Annotated in this window: 19 protein-coding genes and 7 tRNA genes; 25 read left to right on the top strand and 1 reads right to left on the bottom strand. The window is 53.3% G+C overall.

Annotated elements, in window-relative coordinates; genetic code table 11:
- Positions 1-6 precede the first annotated feature (6 nt).
- The 12 genes from relA (at position 7) to rpoS (ending at position 12,649) form a co-directional block, all read left to right on the top strand.
- Entirely contained in the window at positions 7-2,232 is a 2,226-nt protein-coding gene (gene relA, locus C9I92_RS17955) for a GTP diphosphokinase (protein ID WP_047886859.1), read from the top strand.
- An 88-nt stretch (positions 2,233-2,320) separates the two neighbouring features.
- The gene (gene mazG, locus C9I92_RS17950; RefSeq protein WP_047886908.1) at positions 2,321-3,136 is read left to right on the top strand and encodes a nucleoside triphosphate pyrophosphohydrolase; all 816 of its coding nucleotides are present in this window, start codon (positions 2,321-2,323) and stop codon (positions 3,134-3,136) included.
- Between the two features lie 211 nt (positions 3,137-3,347).
- Complete coding sequence (gene pyrG, locus C9I92_RS17945; RefSeq protein ID WP_047886860.1) at positions 3,348-4,988, top strand: CTP synthase; 1,641 nt, start codon at positions 3,348-3,350, stop codon at positions 4,986-4,988.
- An 80-nt stretch (positions 4,989-5,068) separates the two neighbouring features.
- Positions 5,069-6,370 carry a phosphopyruvate hydratase gene (gene eno, locus C9I92_RS17940; RefSeq protein ID WP_047886861.1) on the top strand — a complete coding sequence of 434 codons (1,302 nt, stop codon included), beginning with the start codon at positions 5,069-5,071 and terminating at the stop codon, positions 6,368-6,370.
- A gap of 228 nt (positions 6,371-6,598) precedes the next feature.
- Complete coding sequence (gene ftsB / locus C9I92_RS17935; RefSeq protein ID WP_047886862.1) at positions 6,599-6,871, top strand: cell division protein FtsB; 273 nt, start codon at positions 6,599-6,601, stop codon at positions 6,869-6,871.
- Between the two features lie 45 nt (positions 6,872-6,916).
- Positions 6,917-7,615: a 2-C-methyl-D-erythritol 4-phosphate cytidylyltransferase gene (ispD, locus tag C9I92_RS17930; RefSeq protein ID WP_047886863.1), complete on the top strand. Its 699-nt coding sequence runs from the start codon at positions 6,917-6,919 to the stop codon at positions 7,613-7,615.
- Complete coding sequence (gene ispF, locus C9I92_RS17925; protein ID WP_047886909.1) at positions 7,615-8,088, top strand: 2-C-methyl-D-erythritol 2,4-cyclodiphosphate synthase; 474 nt, start codon at positions 7,615-7,617, stop codon at positions 8,086-8,088. Before ispD ends, ispF begins: the two co-directional genes overlap by 1 nt.
- Positions 8,089-8,152: 64 nt before the next feature.
- Positions 8,153-9,238: a tRNA pseudouridine(13) synthase TruD gene (gene truD, locus C9I92_RS17920; RefSeq protein WP_047886864.1), complete on the top strand. Its 1,086-nt coding sequence runs from the start codon at positions 8,153-8,155 to the stop codon at positions 9,236-9,238.
- Positions 9,219-9,965: a 5'/3'-nucleotidase SurE gene (gene surE, locus C9I92_RS17915; protein WP_047886865.1), complete on the top strand. Its 747-nt coding sequence runs from the start codon at positions 9,219-9,221 to the stop codon at positions 9,963-9,965. The genes truD and surE overlap by 20 nt, the downstream gene beginning before the upstream one ends.
- 2 nt (positions 9,966-9,967) lie before the next feature.
- Complete coding sequence (locus C9I92_RS17910; protein WP_047886866.1) at positions 9,968-10,597, top strand: protein-L-isoaspartate(D-aspartate) O-methyltransferase; 630 nt, start codon at positions 9,968-9,970, stop codon at positions 10,595-10,597.
- A gap of 12 nt (positions 10,598-10,609) precedes the next feature.
- Positions 10,610-11,596 (top strand): peptidoglycan DD-metalloendopeptidase family protein, encoded by a 987-nt coding sequence (locus C9I92_RS17905; RefSeq protein WP_242551845.1) that lies wholly within the window; start codon positions 10,610-10,612, stop codon positions 11,594-11,596.
- 60 nt (positions 11,597-11,656) lie between these two features.
- On the top strand, positions 11,657-12,649 hold the full coding sequence (rpoS, locus tag C9I92_RS17900) for an RNA polymerase sigma factor RpoS (protein ID WP_047886868.1): 993 nt from the start codon (positions 11,657-11,659) through the stop codon (positions 12,647-12,649).
- Between the two features lie 177 nt (positions 12,650-12,826).
- Here rpoS and mutS read toward each other — a convergent pair whose 3' ends face one another.
- Positions 12,827-15,364 carry a DNA mismatch repair protein MutS gene (mutS, locus tag C9I92_RS17895; RefSeq protein WP_207103476.1) on the bottom strand — a complete coding sequence of 846 codons (2,538 nt, stop codon included), beginning with the start codon at positions 15,362-15,364 and terminating at the stop codon, positions 12,827-12,829.
- A gap of 254 nt (positions 15,365-15,618) precedes the next feature.
- Here mutS and pncC point away from each other — a divergent pair, with 254 nt between their 5' ends.
- The 13 genes from pncC (at position 15,619) to C9I92_RS17830 (ending at position 23,284) form a co-directional block, all read left to right on the top strand.
- Positions 15,619-16,101 carry a nicotinamide-nucleotide amidase gene (gene pncC, locus C9I92_RS17890; protein ID WP_084712670.1) on the top strand — a complete coding sequence of 161 codons (483 nt, stop codon included), beginning with the start codon at positions 15,619-15,621 and terminating at the stop codon, positions 16,099-16,101.
- A gap of 123 nt (positions 16,102-16,224) precedes the next feature.
- Positions 16,225-17,295: a recombinase RecA gene (gene recA / locus C9I92_RS17885; protein ID WP_047886871.1), complete on the top strand. Its 1,071-nt coding sequence runs from the start codon at positions 16,225-16,227 to the stop codon at positions 17,293-17,295.
- Positions 17,296-17,410: 115 nt separating this feature from the next.
- Positions 17,411-17,875, top strand: a complete 465-nt coding sequence (gene recX / locus C9I92_RS17880) for a recombination regulator RecX (protein WP_047886872.1) — start codon at positions 17,411-17,413, stop codon at positions 17,873-17,875.
- Positions 17,876-18,151: 276 nt separating this feature from the next.
- The gene (alaS, locus tag C9I92_RS17875) at positions 18,152-20,776 is read left to right on the top strand and encodes an alanine--tRNA ligase (protein ID WP_047886873.1); all 2,625 of its coding nucleotides are present in this window, start codon (positions 18,152-18,154) and stop codon (positions 20,774-20,776) included.
- A 16-nt stretch (positions 20,777-20,792) separates the two neighbouring features.
- Entirely contained in the window at positions 20,793-21,971 is a 1,179-nt protein-coding gene (locus C9I92_RS17870; RefSeq protein WP_047886874.1) for an aspartate kinase, read from the top strand.
- Positions 21,972-22,056: 85 nt separating this feature from the next.
- Positions 22,057-22,254 (top strand): carbon storage regulator CsrA, encoded by a 198-nt coding sequence (csrA, locus tag C9I92_RS17865; RefSeq protein WP_036800069.1) that lies wholly within the window; start codon positions 22,057-22,059, stop codon positions 22,252-22,254.
- Between the two features lie 207 nt (positions 22,255-22,461).
- Positions 22,462-22,554 (top strand) — tRNA-Ser (locus tag C9I92_RS17860).
- A gap of 54 nt (positions 22,555-22,608) precedes the next feature.
- Positions 22,609-22,685: transfer RNA gene (locus C9I92_RS17855), tRNA-Arg, on the top strand.
- Between the two features lie 54 nt (positions 22,686-22,739).
- Positions 22,740-22,816, top strand: a tRNA-Arg gene (locus tag C9I92_RS17850).
- Positions 22,817-22,826: 10 nt separating this feature from the next.
- Positions 22,827-22,919, top strand: a tRNA-Ser gene (locus C9I92_RS17845).
- A 53-nt stretch (positions 22,920-22,972) separates the two neighbouring features.
- A tRNA-Arg gene (locus C9I92_RS17840) sits at positions 22,973-23,049 on the top strand.
- A gap of 55 nt (positions 23,050-23,104) precedes the next feature.
- Positions 23,105-23,181, top strand: a tRNA-Arg gene (locus C9I92_RS17835).
- 10 nt (positions 23,182-23,191) lie between these two features.
- Positions 23,192-23,284, top strand: a tRNA-Ser gene (locus C9I92_RS17830).
- The last annotated feature ends 34 nt before the right edge of the window (positions 23,285-23,318 follow it).

The raw sequence follows: 23,318 nt of genomic DNA, 5'->3' as shown, positions 1-23,318 counted from the left end.
AGAAAAATGGTCGCAGTTCGCGGTGCGCACTTAAAGGAAAATGATACATTTGAGCTTTCATCTTGGGTCGAAAGCCTCAAGCAGGACGCCGGTGTGGCGGAGCGGATCAAGCAGACTTATCAGCGTTGTACCGATCTGACCGCTAACATCGAGTCAGCGCCACTGCTGTTATGGCGTGGCCGTGAGATGGTGGAGATCCTGGTGACCCTCAGCATGGACAAGGATACCCTGACAGCGGCATTGCTCTTCCCGCTGGTGGAGGCGCGTGTCTATCCTCTGGACAAGTTGAAGGAAGATTACAGCAGCACGATTTTACAGATGGTGACCGGGGTCCGTCAGATGGCGGCGATCGGTCAGCTCAACGCGACTAAGGATGGCGCGGAGCAGTCGGTACAGGTTGATAATATCCGCCGGATGCTGCTGTCGATGGTGGATGACTTCCGTTGCGTGGTCATCAAGCTGGCTGAGCGAATCTGCCACTTGCGCGAAGTGAAAGATGAGCCGGAAGAGGTTCGCCGTGCTGCGGCGAAAGAGTGCGCCAATATTTACGCCCCGCTGGCTAACCGGCTGGGTATCGGTCAGCTCAAGTGGGAGATCGAAGATTACGCCTTCCGCTACCAGCACCCGAATACTTACAAGCAAATCGCCAAGCAGCTGTCGGAGCGCCGCATTGACCGCGAGCACTATATTGAGCATTTCGTGACGGATCTGCGTGAGTCGATGAAGGCGTCGCACATCAAGGCTGAAGTGCAGGGGCGCCCAAAGCACATCTACAGCATTTGGCGGAAGATGCAAAAGAAAAACCTGGCCTTTGATGAGCTGTTTGACGTCCGTGCGGTGCGGATTGTCGCGGATGAAATCCAGGATTGTTACGCCGCGCTGGGTATTGTGCATACCAAATACCGTCATCTGCCGAAAGAGTTTGATGACTATGTCGCCAACCCGAAGCCGAACGGTTACCAGTCTATCCATACCGTGGTGATCGGCCCGGAAGGCAAAACCATTGAAATCCAGATCCGTACCAAGCAGATGCACGAAGAGTCGGAGCTGGGGGTTGCGGCGCACTGGAAGTACAAAGAGAGCGGCTCTTCATCCGGCGGTGCGCGTTCTGCCTATGATGAGAAAATCAACTGGTTGCGTAAACTGCTGGCGTGGCAGGAAGAAATGTCCGATTCCGGCGAAATGCTGGAAGAGCTGCGCAGCCAGGTTTTTGATGACCGCGTTTACGCCTTCACCCCGAAAGGGGATGTGGTGGATCTGCCGCTGAACGCTACCCCGCTGGATTTCGCATACCATATTCACTCGGAAGTGGGCCATCGCTGTATCGGGGCCAAGGTGGAAGGGCGTATCGTACCGTTCACCTACCACCTGCAGATGGGCGATCAGGTCGAAATCATTACTCAGAAAGAGCCGAACCCCTCGCGGGACTGGCTGAACCCGAACCTGGGCTTTGTTAATTCCAGTCGGGCGCGGGCCAAGGTACATGCCTGGTTCCGTAAGCAGGATCGCGATAAGAACATTGCCGCCGGACGGGAAATTCTGGAAACCGAGCTGGTGAAAATCGGCGCGACCCTGAAAGATGCCGAAGCCTATGCCCTGAAGCGCTTCAACGTGAATTCGCCGGACGAACTGTATGCCGGGGTCGGCAGTGGTGATCTGCGTATTAATCAGGTGATCAACCACATCAATGCGCTGGTCAACAAGCCGACGGCTGAAGAAGAAGATCAGCAGTTGCTGGAGAAGCTGGTGGAAGCCGGCAACAAAACCAGCAAGAAACCGCGCCGTGATGCGGTGGTGGTGGAGGGGGTGGATAACCTGATGACCCACCTTGCCCGCTGCTGTCAGCCGATTCCGGGCGATGACATCCAGGGCTTTGTGACTCAGGGACGTGGCATTTCGGTGCACCGCAGCGACTGTGAACAGCTGGAAGAGCTGCGCCATGTGGCGCCAGAGCGTATCATTGATGCGGTCTGGGGTGGCGGTTTTGTCGGCAGTTATAACATTACCGTCCGGGTTGTGGCTTCTGAGCGCAGCGGTTTGCTGAAAGAGCTGACCAACACCTTCTCTAACGAAAAGGTCAAGGTGGCCGGCATGAAGAGTCGGGTCGACTTCAAGAAACAGCTGTCGATCCTCGACTTTGATTTGGAACTGACCAATATCGATGTCCTGGGCCGGGTGCTTAAACGCATCGAACAGGTGAAGGATGTGGCTGAAGCCAGACGTCTGCACTAACACTCAGCAATCAAAAGCGGGAAGCCACGGCGGCCCGCTTTTGTTTTTAACCGTTCCACTGAACCATTCAACCGAGACTCCAGCTACCATGAGTAACGCGAAACCTGCTCCGATCGAGCAACTGATTGACATTATGGCCACCTTGCGCGACCCGCAGCAGGGATGCCCGTGGGATCTGAAACAGACTTTTGCCACCATCGTGCCGCACACACTGGAAGAAGCGTACGAAGTGGCGGACGCCATTGCCCAGCGAAACTGGGATGACGTGCGAGAGGAGCTGGGCGATTTGCTGTTTCAGGTGGTGTTTTACAGCCAGTTGGGCAAAGAGCAGGGGCTGTTTGATTTTGACCAGGTTGTGGCCGGCATTAACGATAAACTGATCCGCCGTCACCCTCATGTGTTCAGCCAAACCGAGTTTGCCGATGAGTCGGCCATTCATGCTAACTGGGAAGCGGAAAAAGCCAAAGAGCGTGCTGCCAAAGGTGAGGATCACAGTGTGCTGGCAAATATTCCCCTGGCGCTGCCAGCGCTGAGCCGGGCAGAGAAAATCCAGAAGCGCTGTGCCAGTCATGGCTTTGACTGGGAGACACTCGGGCCGGTGGTCGACAAAGTGCGTGAAGAGATTGAAGAAGTGATGGAAGAAGCCGTTCAGGCCACGCGGGATCAGGATCGCATTGAAGAAGAAATGGGGGATCTGTTGTTCGCGGTGGCCAATTTAAGTCGCCACCTTAAGGTCAAACCGGAGCAGGCGCTGGCCCGGGCTAACCAGAAATTCGAGCGCCGGTTTCGCCAAGTTGAACAAACTGTGCTAGAACAAGGAAAGCAACTTGACGACTGCAGCCTGGAGCAGCTGGATCGCATCTGGGATGAGGTAAAAGTGCGGGAGAAAAAGGGCACACGGTAAGTGCAAACAGGGCTTGCCATACGGGGAATCAGGGCGTTATCTGATCAACATTGTTATTATTAACGCCCCTGACAGGCAGAATTGATTTGAAACAAAAAAAAACCAATCCTGCTGTGATAGTTTTCACGTTGTGGCGATAAAGTGTGTCTGGTATACTAATTTCCCGTCCAGATACTTTTTATATCCTCTATACCAATCTTCCAGGTAAAACATGACAACGAATTACATTTTTGTTACGGGCGGGGTCGTATCCTCACTAGGTAAAGGTATTGCTGCAGCCTCTCTTGCGGCTATTCTAGAAGCTCGTGGTCTGAAAGTGACCATGATGAAGCTTGACCCTTACATCAATGTTGACCCAGGCACAATGAGCCCAACTCAACACGGTGAAGTATTCGTAACGGAAGACGGTGCAGAGACTGACCTAGACTTGGGTCACTACGAGCGTTTCATTCGTACCAAGATGACGAAACGCAACAACTTTACAGCAGGTCGCGTGTATGCCGACGTACTGCGTAAAGAGCGTCGTGGTGACTACCTGGGCGCCACTATTCAGGTTATCCCTCACATTACCAATGCCATCAAAGAGCGCGTGATCGCAGGTGCGGAAGGCCACGACATCGCAATCGTTGAAGTTGGCGGTACTGTTGGTGATATCGAATCACTGCCGTTCATGGAAGCAATCCGCCAGTTGGCGGTTGAACTGGGCCGTGAGCGCGCCATGTTCACTCACCTGACACTGGTGCCATACCTGGCAGCAGCAGGCGAAGTGAAAACGAAACCAACTCAGCATTCTGTAAAAGAACTGCTGTCTATCGGTATTCAGCCAGATGTGCTGATTTGCCGTTCTGACCGTATGATCCCAGCCAACGAACGTGCCAAGATTGCGCTGTTCTGTAACGTGCCGGAGAAAGCGGTTATCTCAATGAAAGACGTAGATTCAATCTACAAGATCCCACAACTGATTAAAGCTCAGGGTCTGGATGATCTGGTATGTCAGCGTTTTGGCATTACAGCACCAGAAGCCGATCTGTCTGAGTGGGAACAGGTTATCTACGAAGAAGCCAATCCGACCGCTGAAGTGACCATCGGTATGGTGGGCAAGTACATCGAACTGCCAGACGCGTACAAGTCAGTGAACGAAGCGTTGAAGCACGCCGGCCTGAAAAACCGTCTGTCAGTGAAAATCAAATACATTGATTCTCAAGACGTAGAATCAAAAGGTACTGAAGTACTGGAAGGCCTGGATGCAATCCTGGTTCCGGGTGGCTTCGGTAACCGTGGTATCGAAGGCAAGATCATGACTGCTAAGTATGCTCGCGAGAACAAGATCCCTTACCTGGGTATCTGTCTGGGCATGCAGGTTGCTCTGATCGAGTTCGCTCGTAACGTCGCTGGTCTGGAAGGCGCGCACTCAACTGAGTTCAACCCTGAATCAGCGAACCCTGTTGTTGGCCTGATCACTGAGTGGGTTGATAACGAAGGTAAAGTTGAAGAGCGTACAGAGAAGTCTGATCTGGGCGGTACAATGCGTCTGGGCTCACAGCTGTGTCACCTGATTGATGGCACGAAAGCGCGCGAGCTGTACGGTAACGCGACGATTCACGAGCGTCACCGTCACCGTTATGAAGTGAACAATCACTACATCCCGCAGTTGGAAAAAGCGGGTCTGAAAATTTCTGGCCTGTCGGCGGACAAGAAGCTGGTGGAAATTATCGAGAACCCTAACCATCCTTGGTTTGTGGCTGCTCAGTTCCACCCTGAGTTCACTTCAACCCCTCGCGACGGTCACCCGCTGTTTGCCGGCTTCGTAAAAGCCGCTGGCGAAAACCAGCGCGGTGAGCTAAACAAGTAAGGATTACGGATAGCTGTAGCGGTAAGAGCTACAGCTATTTTTTTAGCTTTTAAATTGAAGATAAAGCAAGAGGAAACACAATGTCTAAGATCGTTAAAGTTCTAGGTCGTGAAATTATCGATTCACGTGGTAACCCTACTGTTGAAGCGGAAGTTCACCTGGAAGGCGGTTTCGTAGGTATGGCGGCTGCACCATCTGGTGCATCAACTGGTTCTCGTGAAGCTCTTGAGCTGCGCGACGGTGATAAGTCTCGTTTCCTGGGTAAAGGTGTACTGAAAGCTGTTGAAGCAGTTAACGGCCCAATCGCTGAAGCCCTGATTGGTAAAGACGCGAAAGCACAAGCTGACATCGATCAGATCATGATCGACCTTGACGGTACTGAAAACAAATCTAACTTCGGTGCGAACGCAATTCTGGCTGTTTCTCTGGCGAACGCTAAAGCAGCAGCTGCTGCTAAAGGCATGCCTCTGTACGAGCACATCGCTGAGCTAAACGGTACTGCTGGTCAGTTCTCTATGCCTCTACCAATGATGAACATCATCAACGGTGGTGAGCACGCAGACAACAACGTAGACATCCAAGAGTTCATGATCCAACCAGTTGGCGCGAAAACTCTTAAAGAAGCTCTACGTATCGGTGCTGAAGTATTCCACAACCTGGCTAAAGTTCTTAAGTCTAAAGGCTACAACACAGCTGTTGGGGACGAAGGTGGTTTCGCTCCTAACCTTAAATCTAACGCTGAAGCTCTAGAAGTTATCGCAGAAGCTGTTGCAGCTGCTGGTTACGAGCTAGGCAAAGACGTTACTCTAGCTATGGACTGTGCGGCTTCTGAGTTCTTCGACAAAGAAGCTGGCATCTACAACATGAAAGGTGAAGGAAAAACTTTCACTTCTGAAGAGTTCAACCACTACCTAGCTGGCCTAGTTGCGCAATTCCCAATCGTATCTATCGAAGACGGTCTAGACGAGTCTGACTGGGATGGTTTTGCACACCAAACTCAACTTCTAGGCGACAAGATCCAACTAGTTGGTGACGATCTATTCGTTACAAACACTAAGATCCTAGCTGAAGGTATTGAGAAAGGCATCGCTAACTCTATCCTGATCAAGTTTAACCAGATCGGTTCTCTGACTGAAACTCTGGCTGCAATCAAGATGGCGAAAGACGCTGGCTACACAGCGGTTATCTCTCACCGTTCAGGCGAAACTGAAGATGCAACTATCGCTGACCTGGCGGTAGGTACTGCAGCGGGCCAAATCAAAACCGGTTCTATGAGCCGTTCTGACCGTGTTGCTAAGTACAACCAGCTGATCCGTATCGAAGAAGCACTGGGCGAACGTGCTCCTTTCAACGGTCTGAAAGAAGTGAAAGGCCAGGCGTAATCGTCTGTCTCTGACACCCGGGCATCTTGCCTGAGATGGAAACCGCCTCACTGAGGCGGTTTTTTTATGGGCGAATAAGAGCCAGGCGCTAGAGTCAAAGTGCGCTTTGTGGGATTATTACAGGCTGACTGCCTGTCTGATGAATCGTATGAAGCAACCGCATTTCAGGCTGTTAGCTGAGAGGGGTTGCTTCATATTCTGATTTAACAATCGTTGCCGGAGAGAGGAATGCGTCTGTTTACCTTGCTGCTGCTGATGGTTCTCGGCTGGTTACAGTATGATTTCTGGTTGGGTAAGAACGGGATGATGGACTACCTGGCGGTACGGGATAACGTTGTACTGCAAAAACAGGCGAATGCTGAGCTGCAACAGCGTAATCAGCAGATGTATGTCGAAATCCATGATTTGAACCGTGGTCAGGAAGCCATTGAAGAACGTGCCCGTAACGAGCTGGGCATGCTTCGACCGGGAGAAACCTTCTTCCGAATCGTGAGCCCGTAATCGGTGCCGCCGTTCTGGCAGTGCCTGCGTCAGTGAAAGATACCCATGAAAGAAAGTTTGATTGCAGTCGTACCGGCTGCCGGGGTCGGGAGCCGGATGGCCGCTGACCGTCCGAAACAATACCTGCAGATTGCCGGTAAGACGATCCTGGAACACACGGTTGACCGCCTGCTGCAACATCCGCAAATCACTCGCGTGGTGATTGCAATCAGCAAAGATGACCCTTATTTCCCAACGTTGCCGCTGGCAACGGACCCGCGTATTGAACGTGTGAACGGTGGGGCTGAGCGGGCCGATTCGGTGTTTGCCGGATTAGCCGTCGTGGCAGATCCAGCGGCATGGGTACTGGTGCATGATGCTGCTCGCCCGTGTTTGCATCCGGAGGATCTGCAGCGCCTGATTGATGAAGCTCAGGCCAGCCCGTACGGGGCGATTCTGGCCGCGCCGGTACGCGATACCATGAAACGGGGCAATGGCGATGGCGCGATCTCGTCAACGGTCGACAGGGCTGATCTGTGGCATGCCCTGACGCCACAAATGTTTCGGGCCGGTGTCCTGAAGCAGGCGCTGGAACAGGCTTTAGCGGCTGGTGCCGTCGTGACGGATGAAGCGTCGGCGTTAGAATATTGCGGTCAGATGCCCATCCTGGTGAAAGGGCGCGCCGATAACCTGAAGGTCACTCAACCTGAGGATCTGGCACTGGCGGAATTTTATTTAGCAAAACTACTGGGGGATCCAGCATGATGCGAATCGGACATGGCTTTGATGTACACAAGTTTGGTGGCGAAGGGCCGGTTATCATTGGCGGGGTGGCGGTGCCTTACGAGCAGGGTTTGATTGCTCACTCTGACGGTGATGTCGCCTTGCACGCTGTGTGTGATGCGCTGCTGGGCGCAATCGGGGCCGGAGATATTGGTCGCCATTTCCCGGATACAGATGCCGAGTGGAAAGGGGCGGACAGCCGTTTTCTGCTGCGTGATGTATACAGTAAAGTGAAGGCCAAGGGCTATCGCCTTGGCAACCTGGACGTCACTATTATCGCCCAGGCACCCAAAATGGCACCGCATATTGACGCGATGTGCCAGGCAATCGCTGACGATCTGGAAACGGATATCAGCAACATCAATGTGAAAGCGACCACTTCTGAGCGACTGGGTTTTACCGGGCGCAAAGAGGGCATTGCCTGTGAAGCAGTGGTTCTGATCATTCAACAATAATGACTGTAATGAGGGGGTCGCTGATTGGGTGGCCGGCGCCTCATTGCAACGCGATGGTATTACTATGTCTGGTATTATGGACAACTTCAGCTGGCTTTACGGTAAACCCAGCTGTCAGGGTCGGATCAAAGTTGAACCTGAAGACTTTATCGTAAACGAAAATCTTGGCTTTGATTTCGCTGGTCACGGCGAGCACTTCATGGTGAAAATCCGTAAAACCGGTGAGAACACCAAATATGTTGTGAACGAACTGGCAAAAGCGTGCGGCGTGAAGTCGCGCGATGTCAGCTGGGCGGGCCTGAAAGATCGCCATGCCGTAACGGAGCAATGGCTGAGTGTTCACCTGCCGGGCAAGCCGGATCCGGATCTGACTCAGTTTGTGGCTGAGCACCCGGGAGTCGAAGTGCTGGAAACGGCCCGCCATGATAAGAAACTGCGTCCAGGCGATCTGAGCGGCAACTGGTTCCAGTTACGCCTGCGCGATTTGGATCAGCCAGAGGCGGTGCTGGAGCGACTGACGCACATTGCTGCTCACGGGGTTCCCAACTATTTTGGCGAGCAGCGCTTTGGTCATAGCGGCAATAACGTGGTTAAAGCCCGTGCCTGGGGTAACGATGAGTTCCGGGTACGCGATAAAAGTAAGCGCAGTTTCTACCTGTCTGCAGCACGCTCCTGGCTGTTCAACATGATTCTGTCGGCGCGTATTGAACAGAAACTGGTACATACTGTTATGGCAGGCGACTGGCTACAGCCGGGCTCTGATGCCGGGCTGGAAAGCGGTATGACGGGTCACTTAGTGGAAGATGTGGCCGCTGCGCAGCAGGCTGTTGATGACAGCAGTTGGCTGCTGACCGCCCCAATGATGGGAGATAATGCCCTGCCGACAACAGGCGAGGCTGAAGCGTTTGAAATGGCGCTGGTCGAACAGGAACCACTGCTGCTGAAACTGATTCGGGATAACCGGATGCGCCATGAGCGTCGCCCATTGTTGCTGAAGCCAACGGATATGGCTTGGGCGCAGGAAGGCGATCAGGTGACAGTCTCATTCTCTCTGCCTGCCGGCTGCTTTGCCACGGCGGTTGTCCGGGAATTGATGCTGGAGCCGGAGCTGGAGGACAAGGAAAATAACAATGAGAATTCTGATCAGTAACGATGACGGGATTTTTGCCAGGGGAATTAATACCCTGGCATCAGTGCTGAGTGAGCTGGGGGAAGTGACAGTTGTGGCCCCGGATCGCAATCGCTCGGGGGCGTCTAATTCGCTAACCCTGGATTACCCGTTGCGTATTCGCGAAGAGGGTGAGCGTCGGGTGTCTGTGGAAGGCACCCCGACCGACTGTGTGCACTTTGCCCTCAATGAGTGGTTGGCATACCGGCCTGACGTTGTCGTGGCCGGAGTCAATCACGGTGCCAATCTGGGGGATGACGTCCTCTATTCCGGTACCGTTGCGGCGGCAACCGAGGGGCATTTCCTCGGGGTGCCGGCGATTGCGGTTTCACTTGTCGGTGATACACATTTTGAAACGGCAGCGCAGGTGGTCAAACAGATATTGCAGAACATGCAGACGCGCCCGCTGCCGACCAATAAAATTCTTAACGTCAATGTTCCTGACGTACCGATGAATGAACTGGGTGATTGGCAAGTGACTCGCCTGGGGGCTCGCCACCGAGCGGAAAACATGGTTAAAGGTGTGGATCCTCGCGGCAAGCCGCTGTATTGGCTGGGCCCGCCGGGAGCCTGCCAGGATGCCGGGCCGGGTACCGACTTCTACGCGATCGAACAACGGTGTGTATCGATTACTCCATTACAGGTAGACCTGACGGCGCATGATTCGCTCGGGGCCATCCGGGAGTGGATTCATCAGGAGAAAAATTGAGGATGCGCTATGTGGAAAAGCGGAGTTCGCTGCTGAATTATTTGCGCCAGCAGGGAATCCGTAATGACAATGTGCTGCGTGCAATGGCAGCCGTTCCCCGAGAGCGGTTCATTGACGAAGCACTGTCACACAAAGCCTATGAAAATAATGCCTTGCCGATTGGCAGCGGGCAGACGATCTCACAGCCCTACATTGTGGCCAAAATGACGGAACTGCTGGCGCTGACCCCGCATAGCCGGGTGCTGGAAATCGGCACCGGTTCGGGTTATCAGACCGCCGTTCTGGCCCACATGGTGGATCAGGTGTTTTCCGTCGAGCGCATCAAGGCACTGCAATGGCAGGCCAAACGTCGACTCAAACAGCTGGAGCTGCATAATGTCGCCACCAAACACGGTGACGGCTGGCAGGGCTGGGCCAGTAAAGGGCCGTTTGATGCTATTATCGTCACCGCTGCGGCCTCGGATGTTCCAGCTGCGTTACTGGCGCAACTGGCGGAAGGCGGGCGGCTGGTGATCCCGGTTGGGGTACACAGTCAGGTGCTCAAAGTCATCACCCGTGAGGGTGAACATTTTTCATATCAGGATGTCGAACCAGTCCGGTTTGTGCCGTTGGTGGCGGGAGAGTTACGGTAGAAAATTATGGGGATGGAGAATAACCAAGCGAAATGGTGGCAATGGGTGACGGTGGTCGCCAGCTTGTCGCTGTCAGCATGCAGCAGCCATCCTCCGGCTCCCGTAACCAGTCTTGGTAAGGATTACAGTAGCATTGAGCGGGGCAGCTATCGGGGCAGTTATTACGAAGTCAGGAAGGGAGATACCCTTTACTTTATTTCGTATATTACCGGCCGTAATGTTGATGAAATTGTCAGCGCGAACAAGCTGAAGGCACCTTACACCATTTTTCCGGGGCAAAAGCTGACTTTGTGGAAGCCTAAATATGATGCTCCGCAATATGGCAAAGGTGCACCGAATGTGATCGCCGCGGGTTCCACAGGCTCACAACGCACATCCGGTACCACTTCTGTAACATCTTCGAAACAAGCTGCTGCAGGCCAAACGACAAACAAAACGGCTGCCCAGAATCAGCCGACAGCGAAACCTACCACAAATACGCCGTCTCAGTCCCAGAAGACAGCGTCTACGCCTAAAGTTGAACAAAAAAACAGCGATAAAAACGTTGATCCGTCTCGCACAAAAGGGTACTCTCAAGACACTAAAAGTAACAAAGTTGTTACAACTCAGCCGAGTTCCAGTAACAACAAAGTTGCCGAGTGGGCATGGCCGGCGAAAGGTCGCATCATTGCCAAGTTCTCAAATACTGAAAACGGGAACAAGGGCATAGATATTGCTGGAAACAAAGGCCAGCCTGTGACTGCGTCAGCCAGCGGTGTTGTGGTGTACGCTGGTAACGCATTGCGAGGGTATGGCAACTTGGTCATTATCAAGCACAGCGAAGATTACCTCAGCGCCTATGCCCACAATGACCATTTATACGTCAAGGAGCAGCAGAAGGTTGTGCTGGGTCAGAAGATAGCTGCCATGGGTAGTTCTGGTTCCAGTAACGTGAAGTTGCATTTTGAGATTCGTTACAAAGGTAAATCCGTCGATCCGATGCGCTATTTACCGCGATAGTCAACATGGCATAGTCAGGTTGGTAATGTTTTTTTGCTAACTCGCCATCTGGGAGGCGCTATGAGCAGAAGCAATACGGCTACAGATATCGAAGACTTTGATTTTGAAGAAGATATGGAGATTGACTCCGAAGATATCGACGTCAAGGCCGAAGAGGTAGAAGTTGGCGATGAGGAGATGGATATCTCCCACTACGGAACATCGCAAAAGGCACTGGATGCGACGCAACTCTATCTGGGCGAGATTGGTTTTTCCCCACTGCTGACCGCTGAGGAAGAAGTGCTGTACGCACGGCGTGCCCTTCGCGGAGATGAAGTGGCTCGCAAACGGATGATCGAAAGTAACCTGCGACTGGTGGTGAAGATCTCCCGCCGTTACAGCAATCGTGGTCTGGCGCTGCTGGATCTGGTTGAAGAAGGTAACCTCGGCTTGATCCGTGCGGTTGAGAAATTCGATCCAGAACGTGGATTTCGCTTCTCGACCTATGCGACTTGGTGGATCCGCCAGACCATCGAACGTGCAATCATGAACCAGACCCGTACTATTCGCTTGCCGATCCATGTGGTCAAAGAGCTGAATGTGTACCTGCGTACCGCCCGTGAACTGGCACAGAAGCTGGATCATGAACCGACGGCGGAAGACATCGCCCTGAAACTGGATAAATCCGTCGATGACGTCAACCGGATGTTGCGCCTCAATGAGCGTGTCGGCTCTGTCGATAATCCGATTGGCGGGGATTCTGAAAAAGCCCTGCTGGATATTATCCCGGATGAGAAAGGTGGTGGTCCGGAAACATCTACCCAAGATGACGATATCAAAACCTCGATCGTACACTGGCTGCAAGAGCTGAATCCGAAACAGCGTGAAGTGCTGGCTCGACGTTTTGGCCTGCTGGGGTATGAAGCCTCGACCCTGGAAGATGTCGGTCGTGAAATCGGTCTGACCCGTGAACGAGTCCGCCAGATTCAGGTAGAAGGTCTGCGTCGCCTGCGCGATATGCTGACCCATCAGGGTCTGAATATCGAATCTCTGTTTAACCATGGCCAGCTTTAAGTCAGCTTTAAGTTTTTGTTGAACAACCTTTTGGGACAGTATTGTCCAAGCTGAACAGCAATGGGTTAAGTAGAAGAAATCAGACAGAAACAACCAGAACGTTTTGATACGACATTGATGAAAAAAGGGAGATGCCTGGCATGTCCCTTTTTTGCGTCTGAAACCAATCTCCGTAGCTTACAGCAAGGCCTTCAGGCGATACAGCTCATCCAGTGCCTGACGCGGTGTCAATTCATCCGGGTTCAGGTTGGCCAGTGCTTCTTCGACTTCGCTTGGCTCAGGGATCAGGCTCAGTTGCTGTTCGGCACGCGGTGCATTGCTGGCCGGTGCCAGAGCCTGCTGATGGCCGCTGGCTTCCAACTGCTGCAGCTTGATTTTAGCCCGCTTAATGACCGACTTCGGTACCCCGGCCAGACTGGCGACTGCCAGACCGTAGGACTTGCTCGCGGCGCCTTCCTGCACGGCGTGCATGAAGGCGATATCGTCGCCGTGTTCAACCGCATCAAGGTGAACGTTCGCCAAGCCGTCAATCAGCGATGGCAGTTCGGTCAGCTCAAAGTAGTGGGTCGCGAACAGGGTCATGGCCGCAATTTTGTCTGCCAGCCACTCGGCGCTGGCCCAGGCCAGTGACAACCCGTCGTAGGTGCTGGTACCCCGGCCAATTTCATCCATCAGGACCAGACTGTTCTGGGTAGCATTATGGAGAATATTAGCGGTCTCAGTCATTTCCACCATGAAGGTCGAGCGACCGGATGCCAGATCGTCCGACGCGCCGATACGGGTGAAAATGCGATCCAGCGGGCCGATTTTCACGGCTTCTGCCGGTACAAAAGAGCCCACATGTGCCAACAGGGCGATCAATGCCGTTTGCCGCATATAGGTGGATTTACCGCCCATGTTCGGACCAGTAATGATCAGCATGCGACGATCGCGGTGCAGGGAGATTGGGTTGGCAATAAACGGCTCGTCCAGGACCTGCTCAACCACGGGGTGGCGGCCGGCAGTGATTTCAATGCCTGTGGTGTCCGTCAGCTCAGGACGGCAGTAGTTAAGGGTGTCAGCCCGCTCAGCCAGGTTGGTCAGGACATCCAGCTCCGACAGGGCGCTGGCGGTATTTTGCAACTGCTCCAGGTGCGGCAGCAGCTGATCGAACAGCCCTTCCCACAGCTGTTTTTCCAGAGCCAGTGCCTTGGACTTGGAGTTCAGAACCTTGTCTTCGTGCTCTTTTAGTTCAGGAATGATGTAGCGTTCGGCATTCTTCAGGGTCTGGCGGCGTACATAATGGCTTGGCACCAGGTGGCTCTGACCGCGGCTGACCTGAATATAAAAACCGTGTACCTGGTTGAAGCCCACTTTCAGGCTGTCAATGTCATGGCGTTCGCGCTCACTGGCTTCCAGCTCTTCGAGGAACTTGGTTGCCCCGTCTGCGAGATCACGCCATTCGTCCAGCTCGGTATTGTACCCCGGTGCCAACACGCCGCCGTCACGGATCACGACCGGCGGATTTTCAATAATGGCACGTTCCAGCAGTTCACACAGCTCATCCATCGGGGCTGCCAGGGTGGCCAGTTCACTGATGCGTGACTGGTTCAGTTCGGCCAGCAGTTCGGCCAGCTCCGGCAGGTGCTGCAGAGCCGTACGCATTCGCGCCAGATCGCGAGGACGGGCAGAGCGCAGGGCAAGACGAGCTAGAATCCGCTCCAGATCGCCCATATGGCGCAATACACCCGCAATATCCAGGAACATGCCGGTATCTTTCAGTGTCCCAATGGCATCCAGGCGGCCATTGAGTTGCTGGCGATCACGAATCGGTTGATGTAGCCAGCGTTTGAGCAGACGGCTGCCCATTGGGGTCGCAGTTTTATCCAGCACCGCGGCCAGGGTATTGTCGAAGCCTCCGGCCAGGTTCTGGGTCAGCTCCAGGTTGCGGCGGGTTGCGGCATCGAGGATGACCGCATGATCTTTGCGATCCAGAGTGATTGCGCGGATGTGCGGCAGGGCGGTACGCTGGGTATCTTTGACGTATTGCATCAAACAGCCAGCTGCGCACAGGCCACGCTCGGCATGTTCGACACCAAACCCGACCAGATCTCGGGTGCCAAACTGCATGGTTAATTGCTGGCGCGCTGTTTCCAGATCAAATTCCCAGACCGGACGGCGGCGGCTGCCTTTGTAGCCTTGCAGCAATCCCGGTAGCGCAAAGTCTTCCGGGTACAGGATTTCTGCCGGACTGGTACGCTGTAGTTCGGCTTGCATGGCTTCTTCGGTCTCTGGCTCGGTCAGCATGAAACGCCCGGACGTAATATCCAGTGTGGCGTAGCCGAATGTTTCGCCATCGTAGTAGATAGCTGCGATCAGGTTATCGTGTCGTTCATTCAGCAGCGCTTCATCACTGACAGTACCCGGTGTAATGATCCGCACAACTTTTCGCTCAACCGGCCCTTTGCTGGTTGCTGGATCGCCAATCTGCTCGCAAATCGCGACCGACACCCCTTGCTGAACCAGACGCGCCAGGTAACCTTCAACGGCATGATACGGCACGCCCGCCATAGGGATTGGCTGACCGTTGGATGAGCCCCGTTTGGTCAGGGAAATATCCAGCAGTTGTGATGCCCGCTTGGCGTCGTCAAAAAATAGTTCGTAGAAGTCACCCATCCGGTAAAACAGCAGGACGTCAGGATTTTCCGCCTTGATCCGTAAAAATTGCTGCATCATTGGGGTGTGCTGTTCTATGCCTTTTACTGTCACGATTATGCCTGCTACATTGTGCCGGTCGGAGTGAGTTATTCCGCACTGTCCGGAGAAATTTCTGGTCGCCTAGGATACGTGAATCATGCCGGTCGGCAAAGGGTCAGCCGTGAATTTTCCCGCGTTGAGGTGCGGGGAATTCGGGGGTTGAACTGGCGGTCTGTACAAGGTGAATACCTGTCCGGCGAAGGGCTTGCAAGGCAGAACACGGGGAGATGAAGATGGAATTAGCAACAGAAGTGGGGCAGGCGTTAGCCCGCCAGCAATGGATGGCGACAACCGCAGAATCATGCACCGGTGGCGGCGTATCGACAGCCATTACCGATATTGCCGGCAGTTCCGGCTGGTTCGACCGGGCATTTGTTACTTATAGCAACGAAGCCAAGCAGCAAATGCTGGGGGTGCAGGCTGATACACTGGCCACTTACGGTGCCGTCAGTGAGCCGGTGGTACGGGAAATGGCAGCAGGCGCACTGGCAAATTCGGCCGCCAATATCAGTGTTGCGATCAGTGGTATTGCTGGCCCGGGGGGCGGCAGTGTAGAAAAACCGGTTGGCACCGTGTGTTTTGCCTGGGCCGATGATAGCGGTTGGATGACGGTTAAAACCTGCCATCTGCCCGGAGATCGGCAGCAAGTCCGGCAACAGGCTGTTGAGATCGCACTGACGGGGTTATTGGATCGTCTGAATCAGCTGACCGATTAGGGCGGGCGCGGTAGAGCGGTCAGGCTCGTAAAAAAATTTCATCCAGTGCTAGACACTGTATGAATAGACAGTATACTAGTCATCATTATCAGTACTTAATTGAAGCATCCCTTGGAGAGTCGAATGGACGACAACAAGCAGAAGGCACTTGCCGCCGCGTTAGGTCAAATTGAGAAGCAATTCGGTAAAGGCTCGATCATGAAATTGGGCGACAACCGCGCAATGGATGTAGAAACAGTGTCTACTGGTTCTCTGTCTCTCGATATCGCCTTGGGTGCTGGCGGCCTGCCGATGGGTCGTATTGTTGAAATTTACGGTCCGGAATCATCAGGTAAAACCACACTAACTCTGGAAGTGATTGCCGCGGCGCAACGTGACGGTAAAACCTGTGCGTTCATTGATGCTGAGCACGCCCTGGATCCGGTATATGCGAAAAAACTGGGTGTTGATATTGACCAGCTGCTGGTATCTCAGCCGGACACTGGTGAGCAAGCCCTGGAAATCGCTGATGCACTGGCGCGTTCAGGCGCGGTAGATATCCTGGTGGTTGACTCCGTTGCAGCCCTGACGCCAAAAGCGGAAATCGAAGGTGAAATGGGTGACTCGCACATGGGTCTGCAGGCACGTATGCTGTCTCAGGCGATGCGTAAGCTGACCGGTAACCTGAAGCAGTCTAACTGTATGTGTATCTTCATCAACCAGATCCGTATGAAGATTGGTGTGATGTTCGGTAACCCGGAAACCACCACCGGTGGTAACGCCCTGAAATTCTATGCCTCTGTTCGTCTGGACATCCGCCGTACCGGTGCGATTAAAGAAGGCGATGAAGTGGTGGGTAACGAAACCCGTATCAAAGTGGTGAAGAACAAGATCGCGGCACCGTTCAAGCAGGCTGATACCCAAATCCTGTACGGACAAGGTTTTAACCGTAATGGTGAACTGGTGGATTTGGGTGTTAAGCACAAGATGATCGAAAAAGCCGGTGCCTGGTACAGTTACAAGGGTGACAAGATTGGTCAGGGTAAGGCGAATGCCTGCAAATATCTGGCTGAGAACACTGAAATTGCGGCGGAAATCGAGAAGCAACTGCGTGATATGCTGCTGAACACTGAAAACGTGCAAGGCGGCGAATCTGCTCCAGCGTCTGAAGACGACGTACTGGAAAACATGGATGCAGAAGATCAGGCGTTCTAAGTCCGTCTGGCCGAAAACTAGCAAACCAGTGTTAATCTATTGAGAATTAGCAAAACGGGCGGGTAGCAGTACCTCGCCCGTTTTTGTTTATCACCCGTTTGCCGAGGGGAAGAACATGAAGAGCAAGCAACCACCCAGACAAAGTGCCAAAGAAGCGGCGGTCGGCTACTTGTCGCGGCGTGATCATGCCGAAAAAGAGCTGCGGCTGAAGCTGAAAAACCGCGGTTACAGCGGTGCGGATATTGATGAGGCCGTGGCATTCTGTCAGGACTATAACTGGCTGGACGATGCCCGCTTTGCCGCGCTGATGCTGCGTAATGGGATTGCTAAAGGCTGGGGGCTGATGCGCATTCGGCAGGAAATGAAAATGAAAGGGGTGCACGACGCTATCGTCAGTCAGTTGCTGGAGCAGGATGAATTCGACTGGTTCGAGCATGCCCGCGAAGTGGCGCAGCGAAAATTCGGCGGCAGCCCGATGGATACCCCGAAAGAGCAGGCCCGCCGGTTTCGCTTTATGCAGTACAGGGGGTTCGACTTCGAGCAAATTAAATACGCGCTGAATGCCGAGGAAGAATATTAACGCCTGTGCGTGACGGTCTGTTGACGGCAGCGCCGGACAACGACCGGATGCGCAGCAAACAGGGCGCTCAAAGCACAGAAAACACCCCATTTTTGAACATAACATTTCCAGTTATGCCTACCGTTGTTTTACAATAGCCGCCAAAGAATTTATGTTAGTTTCATTATCCCTGCTTATTCTGTCCGGCCAAGGGCATGGCGGCTATTGCACAGGCAGGCGATTCAACAGTTAATTCGATTATTCCGTTTACAGAAAAGCATTATTCAGGATTTGCCAATGTACATGAGCACTGATGAGATTCGCCGTGCGTTTCTTGCGTTTTTTGAGAGCAAAGGTCACCAAATCGTCCCGAGCTCGTCTCTTGTACCTGCTAACGACCCAACGTTGTTGTTTACAAACGCAGGTATGAACCAGTTTAAAGATACTTTCCTCGGTCTAGAGAAGCGCAGCTACACTCGAGCGACCACAGCTCAGCGCTGTGTGCGTGCAGGTGGTAAGCACAACGACCTGGAAAATGTAGGCTTTACAGCTCGTCACCACACGTTTTTTGAAATGCTGGGTAACTTCAGCTTCGGTGACTACTTCAAGCAAGACGCCATCAAGTACGCATGGGAATTCCTGACTGACGTACTGCAACTGCCTCAGGATCGTCTGCTGGTCACCGTGTATGAAACCGATGACGAAGCGTTTGACATCTGGAACAAAGAAGTGGGTATCCCGGCTGATCGCATCATCCGTATCGGTGACAAGAAAGGCGGCAAAGCTTACGAGTCTGACAACTTCTGGCAGATGGGCGATACCGGTCCATGTGGTCCATGTACTGAAATTTTCTACGATCACGGTGAGCACATCTGGGGCGGCCGTCCGGGAACACCGGAAGAAGACGGTGACCGTTTCATCGAGATCTGGAACAACGTATTCATGCAATTCAACCGCCAGGCTGACGGCACGATGGAGCCACTGCCTAAACCGTCGGTTGATACCGGTATGGGTATTGAGCGTATCTCTGCCATCATGCAGGGCGTTCACTCAAACTATGAAATTGATATTTTCCAGACTTTGATCAAAGAAGCGGCAGCAGTGATCGGTCACGATGACCTGAGCAATCAATCGCTTCGCGTTGTTGCAGACCACATCCGTTCATGTGCCTTCCTGATTGCCGACGGTGTGATGCCATCCAACGAAGGCCGTGGTTATGTACTGCGCCGTATCATCCGTCGTGCTGTTCGCCATGGTAATAAGCTGGGCGCGAAAGGTGCCTTCTTCTACAAACTGGTTGGCCCGCTGGCTGAGGTGATGGGCACGGCCGGTGAAGAGCTGAATAAACAGCAGGAAATGGTTGAGAAAGTACTGAAGATCGAAGAAGAAAACTTCGGTCGTACGCTTGACCGCGGTATGACGATTCTGGCGGAAGCGCTGGATAGCCTGGACGGTAAAGTACTGGACGGCGAAACCGTATTCAAACTGTATGACACCTACGGCTTCCCGGCTGACCTGACAAACGACGTTGCACGTGAGCGTGGTTTCACTATCGATGAAGAAGGCTTCAACGATGCAATGGAAGCCCAGCGTCAGCGTGCACGTGAAGCAGGCCAGTTTGGTGTTGATTACAACGACGCGATCAAAGTAGACGCTGACACAGAATTCTGTGGCTACAGCTCGACTGAAGGCGAGTCGACGGTAGTGGCGCTGTACCGCGAGGGTGAGCAGGTTGATACCGTGAATGCCGGTGAAAATGTGCTGGTGGTCCTGGACAACACGCCGTTCTACGCAGAGTCAGGCGGCCAGTGTGGTGATACTGGTGTGATGCAGGCAGACGGTGTGCTGCTTAACGTCACTGACACGCAGAAATTTGGTGCGGCAATTGGTCACTACGGTGTGATGAGCGAAGGCTCACTGAACGTGGGCGACAAAGTGGCGGCGAAAGTGGATGCCAAACGTCGTGAGGCAATCAGCCTGAACCACTCAGCGACTCACCTGCTGCACGCGGCACTACGTCAGCTGCTGGGCGAGCACGTGACTCAGAAAGGCTCCCTGGTGAAGCCGGAAGGTCTGCGTTTTGACTTCTCTCACCTGGAATCGGTGAAGCCGGAGCAACTGCGTGAAGTTGAGCGCCTGGTGAACGAGCAAATCCGTCGTAACCACGCGATCAATACCGATCTGATGGACATTGAGTCTGCCAAACAGAAAGGTGCCATGGCGCTGTTTGGTGAGAAATATGACGATGAAGTGCGCGTGCTGAGCATGGGCGACTTCTCGACTGAACTGTGTGGTGGTATCCACGCCAAAAATACCGGCGACATCGGTCTGTTCAAGATCGTATCGGAAGGCGGTATTGCAGCCGGTATCCGTCGTATCGAAGCGGTGACTGGCGAAGCGGCGATTGACGCCCTGCACGCACAGGAAGCCCTGCTGACAGAAACGGCGGGCCTGGTGAAATCTGACGCGGCTTCCGTAGCCAGCAAAGTCAGTGCCCTGGTTGCCCACAGCAAGCAGCTGGAAAAAGAAATTCAGCAGCTGAAAGACAAACTGGCCGCACAGGAAAGTGCGGGACTAATCAATCAGGCGAAAGACATCAACGGTGTGAAAGTCCTGATTGCGAAACTGGACGGTGCCGACAACAAAGGCCTGCGCGGTATGGTTGATGAAATGAAGAACCAGCTGGGCAGCGGCATTGTGGTACTGGGTAATGTCAGCGATGACAAAGTCGGCCTGATCGCCGGTGTGACCAAAGATCTGATCGGTAAGGTGAAAGCCGGTGACCTGATCAACATGGTGGCACAGCAAGTTGGCGGTAAAGGCGGCGGCCGTCCGGATATGGCTCAAGCGGGTGGTACAGATGCTGCGGCATTGCCAGCAGCACTGGAATCTGTCACCCCTTGGTTGGCAGAGAAGCTGTAATACTTGGAGTGGTGATGTGGCACTATTAGTGCAGAAATTTGGTGGAACATCGGTCGGCAGCATTGAGCGAATTGAAGCTGTCGCCGATCGCGTGATTCAATCACGCCTGCAGGGTCATCAAATTGTTGTCGTCGTTTCGGCAATGGCGGGGGAAACCAACCGCCTGCTGGGATTGGCAAAACAGATCGATGAGGTGCCAACACAGCGAGAGCTGGATGTGTTGCTATCGACCGGGGAGCAGGTAACCATTGCGCTATTGGCAATGGCCCTGAATAAACGTGGCTATCCGGCCACCTCCCTGACTGCCGATCAGGTCGCCATCCGCACGGACAACGCATTTAATAATGCCAGCATCACCCAAGTTGATACGGACACGTTGCAACATTTTCTCAGCCGCGACCACATTGTGGTGGTGGCTGGGTTCCAGGGGCGTGATAGCCTGAACAATATCACGACACTGGGACGTGGCGGCTCTGATACAACGGCTGTGGCAATTGCCGGGGCGTTGAATGCAGACGAATGCCAAATCTTCACTGACGTTGACGGTGTCTATACCACAGACCCCCGTCTGGTCAGCGAAGCGTGCAAGCTCAGCGCCATTCATTTCGATGATATGACGGCAATGGCACGGCACGGAGCAAAAGTGCTACAATTACAGTCAGTTGAATATGCTGAGTCACACCGGGTGCCTTTGAGGGTGGTGTCATCGTTTGATGACGGCGAAGGAACTCTGGTGAACTTTGAGCCATCTTCGGCGGCGGGAGCTGTCGGCGTGGCGATCAAGGCACAGCAATCACTGCTGAATGTGGAACAGCCGATCCATGAGGTTGAGCAACGATTGCAGTTGCTCGGGTTTGATGTTTGGTGTTATGCCGGCGACAATCACTCCACCTGGATGGTGACGGCGGCGGATGCACTGGCCAGACTGAAACTGATAATGGGTGACCTAGCGGTAGTGGAAGAAAACGTCGCTACCGTTACCATTGTTGGGGAAGGGAGCGGGCAGATGTGGCCACATGTAGAAACACTGTTGCTCGAACATGAGCTGGCTGTGTATCAACAGACGTCAACCGTGCGATGCTTGTCACTGTTAGTGCAGGGACTGGATGTCCAGCGGGCCACAGCGATCCTCCATAAAAAATTTGTGGTCGAGGCAGAAAGTCTGGATAATCGGCCACTTCTCGCTGTTTCTTGAGCAGTGACCATTTACGATAACGTAAAATTTGTTGGATAATTAACCGTAACTCTTATAAGACAGAGATTACTCAAGGAGCACACGAATGCTAATTTTGACACGTCGCGTAGGTGAAACGCTGATGATCGGTGATGAAGTAACTGTTACTGTTCTGGGCGTTAAAGGTAACCAGGTTCGTATTGGTGTAAATGCACCAAAAGAAGTTTCTGTGCACCGCGAAGAGATCTACATGCGTATCCAAGCTGAAAAAGAAACGGGTACCCAAGGTTCTGGTAACTACTAATTCGAAGAAGGTCGGCCTGATGAGCTGGCCTTTTTTGTAGTCAGACAATTTTGCCATTTTATTGAAATTAAGTGCTTTCCTGTGCTTGTGCGTCCGATAATGTGCCGAGTTGGCTACTTAGTGCGCACACGCGCAGTTGATGTCGTTTTTTGATAATAAAGTGTTTGACTTATTTTGGGGGCGAAGTAATATGAGCCCCCGCAAGACGGTGAGGTGGCCGAGAGGCTGAAGGCGCTCCCCTGCTAAGGGAGTATACGGTTTATAGCCGTATCGAGGGTTCGAATCCCTCCTTCACCGCCATTCTTTCTTAACATGGTTTAAGTAAAGAGTTCTCTTGCAAATAGAAATGCCTGCGCGTCCGTAGCTCAGCTGGATAGAGTACCTGGCTACGAACCAGGCGGTCGGAGGTTCGAATCCTCCCGGACGCGCCATGATTGATTTGCATTGCCCGAATGGCAGTGCGAAATAAAAACCGAATTAAGTGTGCGCTCGTAGCTCAGCTGGATAGAGTACCTGGCTACGAACCAGGCGGTCGGAGGTTCGAATCCTCCCGAGCGCGCCATTATTCGTGCGGTGAGGTGGCCGAGAGGCTGAAGGCGCTCCCCTGCTAAGGGAGTATACGGTTTATAGCCGTATCGAGGGTTCGAATCCCTCCTTCACCGCCATTCTTTCTTAACGTAGTTTAAGTAAAGAGTTTTCTTGCAAAAGAAAAGCCTGCGCGTCCGTAGCTCAGCTGGATAGAGTACCTGGCTACGAACCAGGCGGTCGGAGGTTCGAATCCTCCCGGACGCGCCATTATATTGATTTACATTGCCAGGTAGGCGATGTGAAATAAAACCGAATTAAGTGTGCGCTCGTAGCTCAGCTGGATAGAGTACCTGGCTACGAACCAGGCGGTCGGAGGTTCGAATCCTCCCGAGCGCGCCATTATTCGTGTGGTGAGGTGGCCGAGAGGCTGAAGGCGCTCCCCTGCTAAGGGAGTATACGGTTTATAGCCGTATCGAGGGTTCGAATCCCTCCTTCACCGCCATTCTTTCTTAACGTAGTTTAAGTAAAGAGTTTTC

It is taken from the genome of Photobacterium ganghwense (assembly GCF_003025595.1).
Lineage (GTDB): Bacteria > Pseudomonadota > Gammaproteobacteria > Enterobacterales > Vibrionaceae > Photobacterium > Photobacterium ganghwense.
The sequence above is the reverse complement of the archived record's forward strand: the minus strand, read 5'-3'. Positions and strand labels throughout refer to the sequence as shown.

Excerpts from the sequence above, each read along its gene's own strand:
- relA (WP_047886859.1), top strand. The coding sequence starts at position 7 with ATGGTCGCAGTTCGCGGTGCGCACTTAAAGGAAAATGATACATTTGAG.
- mazG (WP_047886908.1), top strand. The coding sequence starts at position 2,321 with ATGAGTAACGCGAAACCTGCTCCGATCGAGCAACTGATTGACATTATG.
- pyrG (WP_047886860.1), top strand. The coding sequence starts at position 3,348 with ATGACAACGAATTACATTTTTGTTACGGGCGGGGTCGTATCCTCACTA.
- eno (WP_047886861.1), top strand. The coding sequence starts at position 5,069 with ATGTCTAAGATCGTTAAAGTTCTAGGTCGTGAAATTATCGATTCACGT.
- ftsB (WP_047886862.1), top strand. The coding sequence starts at position 6,599 with ATGCGTCTGTTTACCTTGCTGCTGCTGATGGTTCTCGGCTGGTTACAG.
- ispD (WP_047886863.1), top strand. The coding sequence starts at position 6,917 with ATGAAAGAAAGTTTGATTGCAGTCGTACCGGCTGCCGGGGTCGGGAGC.
- ispF (WP_047886909.1), top strand. The coding sequence starts at position 7,615 with ATGCGAATCGGACATGGCTTTGATGTACACAAGTTTGGTGGCGAAGGG.
- truD (WP_047886864.1), top strand. The coding sequence starts at position 8,153 with ATGTCTGGTATTATGGACAACTTCAGCTGGCTTTACGGTAAACCCAGC.
- surE (WP_047886865.1), top strand. The coding sequence starts at position 9,219 with ATGAGAATTCTGATCAGTAACGATGACGGGATTTTTGCCAGGGGAATT.
- C9I92_RS17910 (WP_047886866.1), top strand. The coding sequence starts at position 9,968 with ATGCGCTATGTGGAAAAGCGGAGTTCGCTGCTGAATTATTTGCGCCAG.
- C9I92_RS17905 (WP_242551845.1), top strand. The coding sequence starts at position 10,610 with ATGGAGAATAACCAAGCGAAATGGTGGCAATGGGTGACGGTGGTCGCC.
- rpoS (WP_047886868.1), top strand. The coding sequence starts at position 11,657 with ATGAGCAGAAGCAATACGGCTACAGATATCGAAGACTTTGATTTTGAA.
- mutS (WP_207103476.1), bottom strand. The coding sequence starts at position 15,364 with ATGATGCAGCAATTTTTACGGATCAAGGCGGAAAATCCTGACGTCCTG.
- pncC (WP_084712670.1), top strand. The coding sequence starts at position 15,619 with ATGGAATTAGCAACAGAAGTGGGGCAGGCGTTAGCCCGCCAGCAATGG.
- recA (WP_047886871.1), top strand. The coding sequence starts at position 16,225 with ATGGACGACAACAAGCAGAAGGCACTTGCCGCCGCGTTAGGTCAAATT.
- recX (WP_047886872.1), top strand. The coding sequence starts at position 17,411 with ATGAAGAGCAAGCAACCACCCAGACAAAGTGCCAAAGAAGCGGCGGTC.
- alaS (WP_047886873.1), top strand. The coding sequence starts at position 18,152 with ATGTACATGAGCACTGATGAGATTCGCCGTGCGTTTCTTGCGTTTTTT.
- csrA (WP_036800069.1), top strand. The coding sequence starts at position 22,057 with ATGCTAATTTTGACACGTCGCGTAGGTGAAACGCTGATGATCGGTGAT.